Here is a 15,334-nt window from a genome sequence, read left to right as displayed (position 1 = left end):
TAATGCCCTCAAAATGAGATGATTTATTTGTAATTGTGGATAACTTTTTGTATCTTTGCCCCTCTTTTGGCGCGAAAAATTGTTTGTAAATTTATAAAATACTGAAAATCAACTCTTTCATTGTGTAAGCATGAAGGGGATTTTGTATTGATAAATATTGCAGTAATGCTGCCTCAAAAGTAATAAAAATATTTTGCATTACGCTGTGAAAAGATATACCAGTGTTGCAGTTAGGAATCAGATTGTAAGAAGTAAAGAAAAGGGAATAAAGACTATTTCTAATAGCGCCAAACATTTGAAGTCTTTTTATCTTTTCTCTATAATCTTTCGTCTTTTCCTGATATTTTTTAATAAATCAAAATATTTTTTAACCCTTTCTTAAAAGTTTTATGAGTAAAACAAAATCAACAACTCAAGGAAATCCGAGAATTAATTTCTCATCAGCGAAAGGAAAAATCATTACTCCAGACTTTTTGGATATCCAAATCGAGTCTTTTAAAGAATTTTTCCAGCTTGATACACTTCCTGAAGCCAGAAAGACAGAAGCTCTTTACAAGACTTTCCAGGAGAATTTCCCGATTACGGATTCTAGAAATCAATTCGTATTGGAATTCCTGGACTACCTGGTAGATTCTCCACGTTATTCAATCGATGAGTGTGTGGAAAGAGGTCTGACGTATTCAGTTCCTCTAAAAGCAAGACTTAAATTGTACTGTACAGACCCGGAACATGAAGATTTCCAAACAGTGGTACAGGATGTATATTTAGGTCCGGTTCCTTATATGACTCCAAGTGGATCTTTCATCATCAACGGTGCTGAAAGAGTTATCGTTACGCAGCTTCACCGTTCACCTGGTGTATTCTTCGGACAGACTTACCACGCGAACGGGACCAAACTATACTATTCAAGAATTATTCCTTTCAAAGGATCTTGGATGGAATTTACAACCGATATCAACAGCGTAATGTACGCGTATATCGACCGTAAGAAAAAGTTACCATTAACAACTTTATTAAGAGCAATCGGGTATGAATCTGATAAGGATATCCTTCAGATCTTTGACCTTGCTGAAGAAGTGAAAGTTTCTAAAGCTGCCCTTAAAAAAGTGGAAGGGAGAACATTGGCTGCGAGAGTATTGAACACTTGGTTCGAAGACTTCGTAGACGAAGATACAGGTGAAGTAGTTTCTATCGAAAGAAACGAGATCATCCTGGATAGAGAAACAATTCTTGAAAAAGAACACCTGGATCTTATCCTTGATGCTGGAGTGAAATCAATCCTGATCCACAAAGAAAACAGCAACGAGTTCTCTATCATTCAGAATACATTACAAAAAGACCCTACCAACTCTGAGAAAGAGGCTGTAGAGTATATTTACCGCCAGCTAAGAAATGCAGATCCGCCAGATGAGGAGACTGCAAGAGGAATCATTGAAAAATTATTCTTCTCTGAGCAGAGATATTCTCTTGGTGAAGTAGGACGTTACAGATTGAATAAGAAATTAGGTCTTAACATCCCTACAACAACTGAGGTTCTTACAAAAGAAGATATCATTGCGATCGTAAGACACCTTATCGAATTGGTCAACTCTAAAGCAGAGGTTGATGATATCGACCACTTATCCAACAGAAGAATTAAAACTGTTGGTGAGCAGCTGGCAGGACAGTTCGGTGTAGGTCTTTCAAGAATTGCAAGAACGATCAAGGAAAGAATGAATGTTAGAGATAACGAAATCTTTACTCCGCTTGATCTTGTAAACGCTAAGACATTGACGTCTGTGATCAATTCATTCTTCGGAACGAACCAGCTTTCTCAGTTCATGGACCAAACCAACCCGTTATCAGAGATCACTCACAAGAGAAGATTATCTGCACTAGGGCCTGGTGGTTTATCAAGAGAAAGAGCAGGTTTCGAGGTTCGAGACGTTCACCATACGCACTACGGAAGAATCTGTCCGATTGAAACTCCGGAAGGACCAAACATCGGTTTGATTTCATCTTTAGGTATTTATGCTAAAATCAACAACCTAGGTTTCATTGAAACTCCATATAGAAAGGTTGAAAATGGTAAGATCGATCTTAGTGCTGATCCTATTTACTTAAATGCAGAAGATGAAGAAGCGAAGGTAATTGCTCAGGCAAACGTTGAATTGAGTGATAATGGAGATTTTGAAACAGACAGAATTATCGCAAGACTGGATGGTGACTATCCGGTAGTAGAGCCTAACCAGGTTGACCTTATCGACGTAGCTCCAAACCAGATCTCCGGTATTTCCGCTTCTTTGATCCCATTCCTGGAGCATGATGATGCGAACCGTGCATTGATGGGATCTAACATGATGCGTCAGGCCGTTCCTCTATTGAAGCCACAAGCTCCAATCGTAGGTACAGGGCTTGAGCAGCAAGTTGCAAGAGATTCAAGAATCCTGATTAACGCTGAAGGTACCGGTACTGTAGAGTACGTAGATGCTGACAGAATCGTTATTAAATATGAAAGAAGTGAAGACGAAGATTTAGTACAATTCGAGTCTGCTACTAAAACATACAACCTTACTAAGTTTAGAAAAACTAACCAGAGTACAACGATTACACTTAGACCAAACGTAAGAGTAGGTGATGTGGTGGAAAAAGGACAGGTACTTTGCGATGGGTATGCTACTGAAAAAGGAGAATTAGCCCTTGGTAGAAACTTGGTGGTAGCGTTCATGCCTTGGAAAGGGTACAACTTCGAGGATGCGATCGTAATCAACGAGAAAGTTGTACGTGAAGACTGGTTTACTTCAATCCACGTAGATGAATATTCCCTTGAAGTTCGTGATACCAAATTAGGTATGGAAGAGCTTACTGCGGATATTCCAAACGTTTCTGAAGAAGCTACCAAAGATCTTGACGAGAACGGTATGATCAGAATCGGTGCTGAAGTGAAGCCTGGAGATATCATGATTGGTAAAATTACTCCAAAAGGTGAATCTGACCCGACTCCTGAAGAAAAACTTCTTAGAGCAATCTTCGGTGATAAAGCCGGTGATGTGAAGGATGCTTCATTGAAAGCTGACTCTTCATTAAGAGGGGTGGTGATCAACAAGAAATTGTTCTCCAGAAATATTAAAGACAAAAAGAAAAGAACCGAAGAAAAACTTAAACTTGAAGAGATTGAAAATACTTACAAGGCTAAGTTTGATACGCTGAGAAATACTTTAATTGAAAAATTAAATACACTGGTAAGCGGTAAAACTTCGCAAGGGGTGCAAAATGACCTTGATGAAGAAATCATCGGTAAAGGAGTGAAGTTTACTCATAAATTACTGACTTCAGTAGAAGATTATGTAAACGTTAGCGGTTCAGACTGGACAGTAGACGCTGATAAAAATGAATTGATCAAACAATTGATTCACAATTACAAAATCAAATTCAACGATATCCAAGGGGTTAAAAACCGTGAGAAATTTGCTATCTCTATCGGGGATGAGCTACCGGCAGGTATTATGAAGTTGGCTAAAGTATACATCGCTAAGAAACGTAAACTGAATGTAGGGGATAAAATGGCAGGACGTCACGGTAACAAAGGTATCGTTTCAAGAATCGTTCGTGAAGAAGATATGCCATTCCTTGAAGACGGAACACCGGTAGATATCGTATTGAATCCACTAGGGGTACCTTCCCGTATGAACATCGGCCAGATTTATGAAACAGTTCTTGGATGGGCTGGTCAGAAGCTGGGAATGAAGTTTGCTACACCAATCTTCGACGGAGCAAGTCTTGATCAGATCACTGAATATACAGATAAAGCTGGTCTTCCAAGATTCGGTAACACTCACCTTTATGATGGTGGTACCGGAGAGAGATTTACTCAGCCGGCTACAGTGGGGGTAATTTACATGCTGAAACTGGGACACATGGTGGATGATAAGATGCACGCACGTTCTATTGGTCCTTACTCATTGATTACTCAGCAGCCGTTAGGAGGTAAAGCTCAGTTCGGAGGTCAGAGATTCGGAGAGATGGAGGTTTGGGCTCTTGAAGCATTCGGAGCATCCAATATCCTTAGAGAGATCCTGACTGTGAAGTCGGATGACGTGATTGGTAGAGCAAAAACTTATGAAGCAATTGCAAAAGGTGAATCTATGCCTGAACCAGGTATCCCGGAATCATTCAACGTATTACTTCACGAGTTGCAAGGTCTTGGATTAGACGTAAGATTGGAAGAGTAAGATATCAGGTATCAGACACTAGATGTCAGATTATGCGACTCTAAAAATTTAAAACCAGTTGAATTTGGAATGAAGATTTCGTCTGAAATCTGAAATCTGAAATCTAAAATCTAAAAAATTATGTCAAATAAAAATAAATCAAGTAGATTTAATAAAATAACCATCGGTTTAGCTTCTCCGGAGTCTATTTTACAGGATTCAAGAGGGGAGGTTTTAAAGCCGGAAACTATTAACTACAGAACTCACAAGCCTGAAAGAGACGGGCTATTCTGTGAGAAAATCTTTGGTCCTGTAAAGGATTACGAATGTGCTTGTGGTAAATACAAGAGAATTCGTTACAAAGGGATCGTTTGTGACCGTTGTGGAGTAGAAGTTACTGAGAAAAAAGTAAGAAGAGAGAGAATCGGGCACATTAATCTTGTAGTTCCAATTGCACACATCTGGTATTTCCGTTCATTGCCAAACAAGATCGGTTACCTTTTAGGAATCCCTTCTAAAAAGCTGGATATGATCATCTACTACGAAAGATATGTAGTGATCCAGCAGGGTATTGCAAAAAAATTAGACGGTTCTGATTTTGAGAATATGGAATTCTTGACAGAAGAAGAATACCTTGATATCATGGAAACTCTTCCTGTTGAAAACCAGTATCTTGATGATTCTGATCCAAACAAATTCATCGCCAGAATGGGGGCTGAAGCAGTTGAGGATCTGTTAAAGAGAATCGATCTTGATGCATTATCTTTCGATTTGAGACACAAAGCTCACAACGAAGGCTCTAAGCAGAGAAGAACGGAGGCTTTAAAAAGATTGAACGTTGTAGAAGCATTAAGAGGTGCCAATACAAGAATGATCAACAAGCCTGAGTGGATGATCATGCGTGTACTTCCGGTGATCCCGCCAGAATTAAGACCATTGGTTCCGTTGGATGGAGGACGTTTTGCCACTTCTGACTTAAATGACCTTTATAGAAGAGTTATTATCAGAAATAACCGTTTGAAGAGATTATTGGAGATCAAAGCTCCTGAAGTAATCCTGAGAAACGAGAAGCGTATGCTTCAGGAATCAGTAGATTCATTGTTCGATAATACAAGAAAATCTTCTGCCGTAAAATCTGAATCAAACAGACCATTGAAATCACTTTCTGATTCATTGAAAGGAAAACAAGGTCGTTTCCGTCAGAACCTACTAGGAAAAAGGGTTGACTACTCTGCGCGTTCGGTAATTGTTGTAGGTCCAAACTTACAGCTTCACGAATGTGGTATTCCTAAAGATATGGCAGCTGAACTTTACAAACCGTTCATCATTAGAAAACTGATTGAAAGAGGTATTGTAAAAACAGTAAAATCTGCGAAGAGAATTATTGATAGAAAAGAACCAGTAGTTTATGATATCCTGGAAAACGTGATGAAAGGTCACCCGGTACTATTGAACAGGGCACCTACGCTTCACAGATTGGGTATTCAGGCTTTCCAGCCTAAGATGATCGAAGGTAAGGCAATCCAGCTGCACCCATTAGTAACTACGGCCTTCAACGCGGATTTCGATGGTGACCAGATGGCGGTACACTTACCGTTAGGACCGGAAGCGATCCTTGAAGCTCAGTTATTGATGTTAGGTTCTCAGAACATCTTGAACCCTGCAAACGGTTCTCCAATTACGGTACCTTCTCAGGACATGGTTCTTGGTCTTTATTTCATGACTAAAGAATTAAGTTCTACAGAAGATATGAAAGTAAAAGGAGAAGGTCTCGCATTCTATTCTCCTGAAGAGGCGGAAATCGCTTATGCGGAAGGTAGAGTTTCTCTAAATGCTAAGGTAAGATGTAGATTACCTATTAAAGAAGACGGAGAAATCGTAACAAGACTGATCGAAACTTCTGTAGGTAGAATCTTATTCAACCAGATTGTACCTAAGCAGGTAGGATATATCAATGAACTTCTTACTAAGAAATCATTGAGAAATGTTATTGGTAAGATCCTTGCTGATACCGATTTCCCTACAACGGTGAAGTTCCTTGATGCCATGAAAGACTTAGGATATTCAAACGCATTCAAAGGAGGTCTTTCTTTCTCACTTGGAGATATTGTAGTTCCAGTTGAGAAAAAACAGATGATTGCACAATCAATCGAAACTGTAGATGAGATTAGAGCCAACTATAACATGGGTCTTATCACAGATACAGAACGTTATAACCAGGTAATCGACGTTTGGACAAACACCAACGCAGGATTAACTGAAATGATCATGAGCAGAATGAAAACCGATCAAGGTGGATTCAACTCTGTATATATGATGCTTGACTCTGGGGCGAGGGGTTCTAAGGAACAGATCCGTCAGTTATCAGGGATGAGAGGTTTGATGGCAAAACCGCAAAAAGCCGGTTCTACCGGAGCGGAGATCATCGAAAACCCGATCCTTGCCAACTTTAAGGAAGGTCTTTCGATCCTAGAGTACTTTATCTCTACCCACGGTGCCCGTAAAGGTCTTGCGGATACCGCTCTTAAGACTGCCGATGCTGGTTACTTAACGAGAAGATTGGTAGACGTTGCACAGGACGTTATCGTTACTGAAGATGACTGTGGAACTTTAAGAGGTACAGAAGTTACTGCGCTTAAGAAAAATGACGAGATCGTTGAAAGAATCTCTGAAAGAATCTTAGGTAGAGTATCCCTTCATAATATTTATGATCCTGAATCAGATGAGTTAATTGCTGGCGCTGACCAAGTGATCATCGAAGAACTGGCGAAGAGAATTGAAGAAGCAGGATTAGAAGCTGTTGAAGTACGTTCTCCATTAACTTGTGAAGCGAAGAAAGGAATCTGTGCGAAGTGTTACGGTAGAAACTTAGCTACTGGTAAAGTAATTCATATGGGTGAAGCGGTAGGTGTAATTGCAGCACAGTCAATTGGGGAACCAGGTACTCAGCTTACGTTGAGAACTTTCCACCAAGGGGGTACTGCAGGAAACGTATCCGAAAACCCATCAATCGTTGCCAGAAGAGATGGTATCGTTGAAATGGATGAAGTAAGAACGATTACTTCTGAAGATGAAAGCGGTAATACTGCTGAGGTAGTAGTTTCTCGTTCTACTGAATTCAGGTTGGTTGCCGATAATGAGTCTAGAACTCCATTAATGATTGCCAACGTACCTTACGGATCGATATTAGCTGTAAAACCAGGTGATAAAGTGAAGAAAGGGGATATTATCTGTAAGTGGGATCCGTATAACGCGGTTATCATTGCTGAAACTGCCGGTAAGGTAGAATATGAAGATATTATCCAGGGTATTTCATTCCAGCTGGAAATTGACGAACAAACAGGATTCGAAGAGAAAGTAATCTCTGAATCTAGAAATAAGAAAGCCGTACCTACCTTGAAGGTGGTAGACTCTAAAGGTGTTGAGCAAAAAGCATACAACTTACCGGTAGGAGCCCACTTAATGGTAAACGATGGGGAGAAAATTAAGGCTGGTAAAGTCCTAATCAAGATCCCAAGAAAATCTGCGAAAGCAGGGGATATCACCGGAGGTCTTCCGAGAGTTACCGAATTATTTGAAGCAAGAAACCCTTCCAACCCAGCGGTTGTTACTGAAATCGACGGGGTAGTTTCTTACGGAAAAATTAAGAGAGGTAACCGAGAATTGATCGTAGAAGCTAAAACTGGTGAAAGAAAAATTTACCTGGTAAAACTTTCTAACCAGATCCTGGTTCAGGAGAATGACTTCGTAAGAGCTGGTTCTCCGCTTTCTGACGGTTCTATCACACCGGAAGATATCTTAAGAATCAAAGGCCCAACGGCGGTTCAGGAATACTTAGTAAACGAAATTCAGGAAGTTTACCGTCTTCAGGGGGTAAAAATCGACGACAAGCACTTCGAAATCATCGTAAGACAGATGATGACCAAAGTATCTATCGTAGATGGAGGTGATACTCAATTCCTTGAAGGAGCCCTTGAACATAAGTATGACTTCCTGGAAGAAAACAATAGAGTATTCGGTCTTAAAGTAGTAATGGATGCTGGTGATTCTAAAGAATTCCAACCAGGTCAGATGATTACTGCAAGAGAATTAAGAGATGAAAACTCTAAACTGAAGCGTGAAGACTTAAAGTTAGTTGAAGTAAGAGAAGCACTTCCTGCTACGGCAACTCCGGTATTACAAGGTATTACTAGAGCAGCCCTTCAAACGAAGTCATTCATGTCTGCAGCATCGTTCCAGGAAACAACTAAAGTTCTAAACGAGGCAGCAGTTGCAGGTAAGGTTGATGATCTGAATGGTCTTAAAGAAAATGTAATTGTAGGTCACAGAATTCCTGCAGGTACAGGTCTTAAAGAGTATCAGAATGTAATTGTAGGTTCTAAGAAAGAATTCGAGGACCTTAACTAAAATTAATGATTTGAAATTTGAGGTTTGAAATTATTTTTATATTTTCACAATCTCAAATTTCGAATTTTAAAAACATAATTTATAACAATGGACAACAATCAAAATCCACAAGACGGAAACATCAACATCGAATTAAACGAAATGGTAGCTGCTGGTATCTATGCTAACTTAGCATTAGTAAACCACTCTCCATCTGAATTCGTAGTAGATTTCATCCAATTAATGCCGGGGGTACAGCAAGCTAAAGTAAGATCAAGAGTTATTCTTGCTCCACTTCACGCTAAGAGAGTTTTAAATGCTCTTCAACAGAACATCGCTAACTATGAGCAGCAGTTCGGAGAAATCAAAGAAGTTGAGCCTTTCGTATTAGGAGGTAACAACGTTCAAGCGTAAGATTTCTTTAATTACAATAAATAGAATAATGCTCTGGCCATGCCAGAGCATTTTTTTGTGGTATAAATACAGGCATTTTCGTGGCTTTTATTCAAATTATCTATTAATTTTAATTGAAAATCAATAAATTATCTTGGTGATTAATGATATTCTTTCGTTGAACTTGGTTGTATTTTACGAAAAGATGAAATGAATGTAAAAAGATTTTAAAAAGTCTTTTAAATAAAAAAAACTGTTTCATAAAAATGGAACAGTTTTTTTATTGCATATTCCTAATATTATTGATTTTTTACATGTAAATGTGTATTGGTATGTCTTTTAAAATAATGTTATTTTATTAATAATGAAATAATATTATTTTTTAAACAAATAGAACTGCCTTTTTATATATTTGTTTTAAAATATTGACAAGAAAAAGGATATGGTAAACAATCAATTTATTCTTCAGAAATTTGGTTTTTTGGGCGCAGATTTTATAGATGAAATTAATCAGCATGCCGTTATGATTGATATAAAGGCAAAAACTGAAATTATAAGAGAAGGACAAAAGAATAAGTACGTACCTTTCTTAATAAAAGGTTCCATCAAAGTTTTCACACTTAATGACGGAAGAGAACTTATTTATTATTATATCAAACCGAAAGATAGCTGTCTGATGACCTTTTCATCTATTCTGACGGATTATATCAGCAGGATATATGCCGTTGCAGAAGAAGACTCGGAAGCCCTTCTGATTCCTGTTTCCGTAATGCATGAATGGCTGATAAAATTTCCAGAGATTAACAAAGTGTTTTACCATGAATATGACCGGCGGTTTTCTGAAGTAATGAATATGGTAAATGACGCTGTTTTCCACCGGCTGGATAAAAGGGTGCTGAATTATATTAAACAACAGATTTCATCTACAGGAAACAATCCTATTAAAATAACCCACCGTGAAATAGCAAGTAGCCTCGGGACTTCCAGAGAAGTGGTAAGCCGTGTTTTGAAAAAAATTGAAAATGAAGGTGAAATTTCACAGACCAAGGCCGGAATAAAAGTAGTTGTAAATGAAAATGTTAGACCTGTCTAATCTTAATTGTTTGGAAAGTTTTTGTTTTATGATTGATAAAAACAATTTATTCGGTGACTTTTATCACATACTTTTGAATTCATAACTCTATAAGTTTGTCATATCATAATTTAATTCAAATTGTATATGACAAAAGCTCTCTTATTTTTGTCGGTATTTTCATCAGGTCTTGCTTTTGCACAGGAAGATCTGTTGAAAGATATTGACACGATCAAAACCAATACTGAAAGTTCACAACCTGCTTTCAAAGCATTACAGATTGTTACGGGGCAATCTACAAAGCTTACTGCCAAAAAAGAATGGTATATTGTTGTAGCCCACAGATTTGGAGATGTAAGCACAGGATTTAAAAATTTTTTCGGACTGGATAATGCTTCTACGAAATTGGGAGCCATCTATGGGATTACAGATGCTGTTTCTGTGAGTTTATCCAGAGAGACCAATATGAAAACCTTTGAAGGAAGTGTCAAATACAGGCTGCTAAGACAAAACGATAACTTTCCGGTAGATATTGTCGGCTATAATATAATGGCCGTCAATACAGACCTTAGCAAAGACAATTATCCTCTGCTTACATTCAATGATAGACTTTCTTATCTTACTCAGGCACTCATTTCGAGACGGTTTAGTGACCGGCTTTCAGTACAGCTGACTCCTTCCTATGTTCATAAAAATCTTTACGAACCCACGATAGAAGATAAAAACCAGTTTTTGGCAGGGTTGGGAGGACGTTATAAAATTTCAAAAAGAGTTTCTGTGAATGCAGAATATTTTGTCAATTTTGATGATCACAGTTTTTATAGAAACCCTCTTTCTTTAGGAGTGGACATTGAAACCGGGGGACATGTGTTCCAGCTTTTATTTACCAATTCCCAGATCAATTCAGATATTGGATATCTTACCAACGCTTCAGGACAATGGGGGAAAGGGCATATTTTCTTTGGGTTTAATCTTTACAGGGTTTTTTAATATGAGAAAGTTAACATACTTATTGATACTATCCTCCGCAGCTTTACTGCACTCTTGTGACAGCCGTACCTATGAAGATATTTCAGACAATAAGCCGATCACGCTGCCTGTAAAATATACGGCAGATGTAAAACCGATTATGGATAACAACTGTATAGGTTGCCATTCTGCGGGAAGTTTTAAGCCTTTGACTACATATGATCAGGTGAAGGCTAATATAGACGGAATCATTGACCGGATTCAAAGGCCTAACGGTGATCCTGAAAAAATGCCTAAAGGAGGCTCTATCTCAGCAGCTCAGATTAATATCTTCATTAAGTGGAAAGCTAATGGATTAACAGAAAATTAAAAAGATTTGATATGAGAAAATTAATAGTACTTAGCACTTCACTGTTTTTTGTAAGCTATGCTTCTGCCCAGAAATACAGTGCTAAAACCGGTAAAGTAACCTTTGAAGCATCAGTGCCGTTATTTGATGATATTTATGCTCAGGATGATAATAATGTTGCGGTTATCAATGCTGATACCGGAGATATGGCATCCGTTTCTGTAGTGAAAAACTTTCATTTTAAAACAAAATTAATGGAAGAACATTTCAATGAAAGCTATGCAGAAACCGCAAAATATCCGAAGACGACTTTCAAAGGAAAAATTGCCAATTTTGATAAAACAAAACTGACCGCAAGTCCACAAAAGTATACTGTTCAGGGAACCCTTAATTTCCATGGGGTAGATAAAGCGGTTACCTCTGCAGCAACTGTTTATGCTAAAGACGGTAAAATCTATATGCAGGGAGGATTTGTCGTTAAGCCTGCAGATTATAACGTGACAATCCCTAAGATGGTTACCAAGAAGATTGCTGAAAATGTCAATGTTGAGTATAACTATATACTGATAAAACAATGAGAAATCTGATTTTATTAGTAGGAATATTTCTGAGTTCATTAACTGCTGCTCAGGAAAAGACAAAGTCAATATTTGATGCAGCGAGAACCGGAACAGTTACTGAAGTCAAAGAGCTTATGAAGCAGAACCCCGATATTATCAATCAAACCAATGAAAATGGATTTTCTCCTCTTATATTGGCGTGTTACAGAGGAAATACGGAGGTAGCCCAATTTCTGATCGATCATGTGAAAGATGTCAATTATAAAAGCCGTGAAGGAACAGCGTTGTCCGGATTGGCTGTAAAGTACAACAAAGATCTGGTAGAGCATCTGTTGAAGAAAAATGCAGATCCAAATATTGCCGATGCAGCAGGATTTACACCCCTATTCTGGGCCGTCAGGTTTGGAAACAGGGAACTGATAGAATTACTGCTGAAATACAACGCGGATAAAACAAAAAAAGATTCAATGGGAATGACTCCTTTTGAATATGCTTTAAAAACTGAGAATAAAGAAATCATTAATCTTTTAAAGAACTGATATGAAAAAAGTTTTACTAACACTTAGCCTCGTCCTTGCTAATTTTGCATGGGCTCAGTTTACCTCGGGGACCGTCAATCTGCCGGTTACATCCATGACGGTAAAATTGGATACCACCCCGGCAGGAGTGACCATCACGATAACAGGCGACAGCAATTCTATGATGGGAATCGGTTTCGGAAGTACAGGCATGGCAGCAGGAGCAGACGGTTTTATCTACAATGCCTCTGCCAGCAGAGATTATTCATTCAGTGGGGTTCCCAATACACCTACTGCTGATTCCTCTCAGGACTGGACTGAAACCTCCAATACCGTAAGCGGAAGCACAAGAACCGTTGTGGCAACCAGATCTCTTTCGGGAGGCGCGGGAGATTTTGCTGTTCCCAATGCTGCCGGAACGATCGATATCTTTTATTCACGCAAAAGCGGAGGAACATCTTTAGGGTACCATGACGCAGGAAGAGGATATGCGACCCTTACCATGACAAACAGCACTTTATCTACCAATGAAGCTGCAGCAGAAAACAAAAAAATAAGTCTTTATCCTAATCCGGCCCAATCAACGGTCAGCATTAAAAACTTTGACCGTATAAAGTTCATTGATATTTACGATGCGGCAGGAAGAAAAGTGAAATCCGTAAAACCGGACCGGGAAACCATAGATGTTGAAGATCTGAAATCTGGAATTTATTATTTTGAAATAACATTGAATGACGGAAGTAAGTCTTATGAAAAATTGATTAAAGAATAATCATTAAAAAACACATATCAATATTTTAGATCCTGCCTCTGATTTTCAGGGGCAGTATTGTTTTTTATTATGGGTAATACATCTGGAAGTTCTTAACTACAGGGGATTGACTGAATTTTTATATATTTGTGTATAACCTGATATGCAATGAAAATCAGTTTTGAAAAATATAATCCTTTGTGGAAAAAACAGTTTGAAACCATTAAAAATGAATGGGAAGAACATATTGGTTTTTTGAATCCGGAAATTGAGCATATCGGCAGTACATCAGTGGAAGGGCTGTCTGCAAAACCGATTATAGATATTATGGTGGGTATACCGCATGAAAAAGATCTGGATAAGGTTCCCCCTTTACTGAAAGGGCTGGATTATGTGTATTACGAAAAGTATAACGAAGATATGCCATATCGCCGGTTTTTTAGTAAGCTTGTCGATCAGCCTCAAAATTTAGGATTTCCGGAAATTATTTATGCTGGAGATTCTATTCCGGAGAAACTTCATGATCATGCTCTTCGGATCGCTCATATTTACGTGATTCCTACGTCCTCAGAACACTGGCTCCGTCATATCGCTTTCCGGGATTATCTGAGGATGCATCCTGACGTAAGAAATGAATATCAACAATTAAAAGAACATTTGAGCCGGGAGGAATGGCATGACGGGAATGACTATAATCAGGGAAAAGATCCGTTTATAAAAAGAGAAGAGCGTAAAGCTGTTCAATGGTATCTGGCGAACAAAAAATAAAAGGTGAATTCTTACTATTTTGTCTAATGAGGAAAGATTTAAAAGAAATAGCAAGCCGTTTTGCAACATCCAAAACGCTGAATGATTTTATAGAATATGGAGGGGTGGCGGCAGCTATTGAAACGGCAGCCGGAAATGTGTATACCGGGATCAGTATTGATACCGCCTGTTCTATGGGATTTTGTGCAGAACACAGCGCTGTAGCTGAAATGCTGAAAAACGGGGAACGGTATATCAAAGCAGTAGTGGCCGTTGGAAATGATGGGAATGCGGTGCCTCCATGCGGGCGCTGCAGAGAATTGATGAGCCAGCTGTCGAAAGAAAATCTCAATGCGGTAGTAGAAGTTAAAAACGGAGTATTTGTCACCTTAAAAGAGCTGATGCCTTACGACTGGAAAGAAGATCTTGACAGGGAATGGTAACCATCTCATTTTATCATCAAAACATCAATGGAATTTAAAAACTTAGCCCATAGCAGTATAGAGGATATTTTATTCACATTTAACCTTTCATTCTCCGACTATATTGTTCCTTTTCATCTGACCAAAGAGCAGCTTGTTTCAAAAATCAATTTTGAAAGAATCGATCTGAACCTTTCTGCCGGAGCTTTTGAGGGCGGGCAGCTGGTAGGGTTTATTCTTATCGCGGAAAAAGAGGAGAACGGGCAGAGGATGCTTTACAATGCCGGTACGGGAGTGATTCCCGAAAGCAGAGGAAAAGGACTGGTCAGAAAAATGTACGACTTTGTTTTAGGAAAAGAAAGAAAAACTGATATTTTGATCCTTGAGGTGATTGAAGGAAATGAACCGGCAATCAGAGCCTATGAAAACTTAGGATTTACTGTGGTCAGAAAACTGCTTTGTTTCCATGGAAATATCAATCCTGCACAAGGAAATCCTGATGTCGTTATACAAGAGCTTGAAGAATTCCAATGGGAGACATTCCGTTCTTTCTGGGATATAGAGCCTTCATGGCAGGGATCTGTATTTATACTGGATCAAATGCAGAAAGACTGTACAGTGTTGGGTGCTTATGAAAAAGGAAAGCTTGTAGGATATACAGTGTATAACCCTGCTTTAAGAAAGATATACCAGATTGCCGTTGATAAAAATTACAGACAACAAGGAATCGGAACTATGCTTTTGGGAGCCATCGGAGCAAGAAACAACGGCCAGCCTGTATCTTTTAATAACGTAGATAACGCCTCAGAAGCTGCCAGTATATTCCTTGAGAAAAAGATAGGTCTTAAAAACTGGGTATCACAATTTGAAATGAAACGGATTCCGGAACAGCTGTGAAATTATAATCAAAAAGCTGTTTTAATATACTTTTAATCTTCCAGGCTTTTCAGGAAACAGGATAGAATGTAACTTTGCCA

At 38.6% G+C, this 15,334-nt stretch carries 12 protein-coding genes; all 12 read left to right on the top strand.

Translation table 11 applies throughout. The features are described 5' to 3' along the window. Positions 1 to 389 precede the first annotated feature (389 nt). Positions 390 to 4,211, top strand: coding sequence for a DNA-directed RNA polymerase subunit beta (gene rpoB, locus MUW56_RS07125; protein ID WP_292012548.1), 3,822 nt, complete (start codon positions 390 to 392; stop codon positions 4,209 to 4,211). Positions 4,212 to 4,331: 120 nt separating this feature from the next. Beyond that, on the top strand, positions 4,332 to 8,597 hold the full coding sequence (gene rpoC / locus MUW56_RS07120) for a DNA-directed RNA polymerase subunit beta' (RefSeq protein WP_292012547.1): 4,266 nt from the start codon (positions 4,332 to 4,334) through the stop codon (positions 8,595 to 8,597). An 87-nt stretch (positions 8,598 to 8,684) separates the two neighbouring features. After that, positions 8,685 to 8,990, top strand: coding sequence for a DUF3467 domain-containing protein (locus MUW56_RS07115; protein WP_002976436.1), 306 nt, complete (start codon positions 8,685 to 8,687; stop codon positions 8,988 to 8,990). A gap of 421 nt (positions 8,991 to 9,411) precedes the next feature. Next, a complete protein-coding gene (locus MUW56_RS07110; RefSeq protein WP_292012546.1) occupies positions 9,412 to 10,062 on the top strand; it encodes a Crp/Fnr family transcriptional regulator in 651 nt (216 codons plus the stop codon). Positions 10,063 to 10,188: 126 nt separating this feature from the next. Next, on the top strand, positions 10,189 to 11,031 hold the full coding sequence (locus MUW56_RS07105; protein WP_292012545.1) for a DUF5777 family beta-barrel protein: 843 nt from the start codon (positions 10,189 to 10,191) through the stop codon (positions 11,029 to 11,031). A 1-nt stretch (position 11,032) separates the two neighbouring features. Further along, positions 11,033 to 11,380, top strand: a complete 348-nt coding sequence (locus tag MUW56_RS07100; RefSeq protein WP_292012544.1) for a hypothetical protein — start codon at positions 11,033 to 11,035, stop codon at positions 11,378 to 11,380. Between the two features lie 11 nt (positions 11,381 to 11,391). Beyond that, complete coding sequence (locus MUW56_RS07095) at positions 11,392 to 11,937, top strand: YceI family protein (protein ID WP_292012543.1); 546 nt, start codon at positions 11,392 to 11,394, stop codon at positions 11,935 to 11,937. After that, positions 11,934 to 12,458 carry an ankyrin repeat domain-containing protein gene (locus MUW56_RS07090; RefSeq protein WP_292012542.1) on the top strand — a complete coding sequence of 175 codons (525 nt, stop codon included), beginning with the start codon at positions 11,934 to 11,936 and terminating at the stop codon, positions 12,456 to 12,458. The genes MUW56_RS07095 and MUW56_RS07090 overlap by 4 nt, the downstream gene beginning before the upstream one ends. 1 nt (position 12,459) lies before the next feature. After that, positions 12,460 to 13,209: a T9SS type A sorting domain-containing protein gene (locus MUW56_RS07085; protein ID WP_292012541.1), complete on the top strand. Its 750-nt coding sequence runs from the start codon at positions 12,460 to 12,462 to the stop codon at positions 13,207 to 13,209. Positions 13,210 to 13,356: 147 nt separating this feature from the next. Continuing rightward, a complete protein-coding gene (locus MUW56_RS07080; protein ID WP_292012540.1) occupies positions 13,357 to 13,956 on the top strand; it encodes a GrpB family protein in 600 nt (199 codons plus the stop codon). A gap of 26 nt (positions 13,957 to 13,982) precedes the next feature. After that, positions 13,983 to 14,378, top strand: a complete 396-nt coding sequence (locus tag MUW56_RS07075; protein ID WP_292012539.1) for a cytidine deaminase — start codon at positions 13,983 to 13,985, stop codon at positions 14,376 to 14,378. Between the two features lie 27 nt (positions 14,379 to 14,405). After that, the gene (locus tag MUW56_RS07070; RefSeq protein WP_292012538.1) at positions 14,406 to 15,254 is read left to right on the top strand and encodes a GNAT family N-acetyltransferase; all 849 of its coding nucleotides are present in this window, start codon (positions 14,406 to 14,408) and stop codon (positions 15,252 to 15,254) included. Positions 15,255 to 15,334 lie beyond the last annotated feature (80 nt).

The organism is Chryseobacterium sp. (assembly GCF_022869225.1).
Taxonomy (GTDB): Bacteria; Bacteroidota; Bacteroidia; order Flavobacteriales; family Weeksellaceae; genus Chryseobacterium.
Note: the sequence above shows the minus strand (reverse complement) of the source record. Positions and strands in the feature narration are given on the sequence as shown.

Bases quoted from the DNA above. Each gene is read 5' to 3' on its own strand.
- rpoB (WP_292012548.1), top strand. From the start codon at position 390: ATGAGTAAAACAAAATCAACAACTCAAGGAAATCCGAGAATTAATTTC.
- rpoC (WP_292012547.1), top strand. From the start codon at position 4,332: ATGTCAAATAAAAATAAATCAAGTAGATTTAATAAAATAACCATCGGT.
- MUW56_RS07115 (WP_002976436.1), top strand. From the start codon at position 8,685: ATGGACAACAATCAAAATCCACAAGACGGAAACATCAACATCGAATTA.
- MUW56_RS07110 (WP_292012546.1), top strand. From the start codon at position 9,412: ATGGTAAACAATCAATTTATTCTTCAGAAATTTGGTTTTTTGGGCGCA.
- MUW56_RS07105 (WP_292012545.1), top strand. From the start codon at position 10,189: ATGACAAAAGCTCTCTTATTTTTGTCGGTATTTTCATCAGGTCTTGCT.
- MUW56_RS07100 (WP_292012544.1), top strand. From the start codon at position 11,033: ATGAGAAAGTTAACATACTTATTGATACTATCCTCCGCAGCTTTACTG.
- MUW56_RS07095 (WP_292012543.1), top strand. From the start codon at position 11,392: ATGAGAAAATTAATAGTACTTAGCACTTCACTGTTTTTTGTAAGCTAT.
- MUW56_RS07090 (WP_292012542.1), top strand. From the start codon at position 11,934: ATGAGAAATCTGATTTTATTAGTAGGAATATTTCTGAGTTCATTAACT.
- MUW56_RS07085 (WP_292012541.1), top strand. From the start codon at position 12,460: ATGAAAAAAGTTTTACTAACACTTAGCCTCGTCCTTGCTAATTTTGCA.
- MUW56_RS07080 (WP_292012540.1), top strand. From the start codon at position 13,357: ATGAAAATCAGTTTTGAAAAATATAATCCTTTGTGGAAAAAACAGTTT.
- MUW56_RS07075 (WP_292012539.1), top strand. From the start codon at position 13,983: ATGAGGAAAGATTTAAAAGAAATAGCAAGCCGTTTTGCAACATCCAAA.
- MUW56_RS07070 (WP_292012538.1), top strand. From the start codon at position 14,406: ATGGAATTTAAAAACTTAGCCCATAGCAGTATAGAGGATATTTTATTC.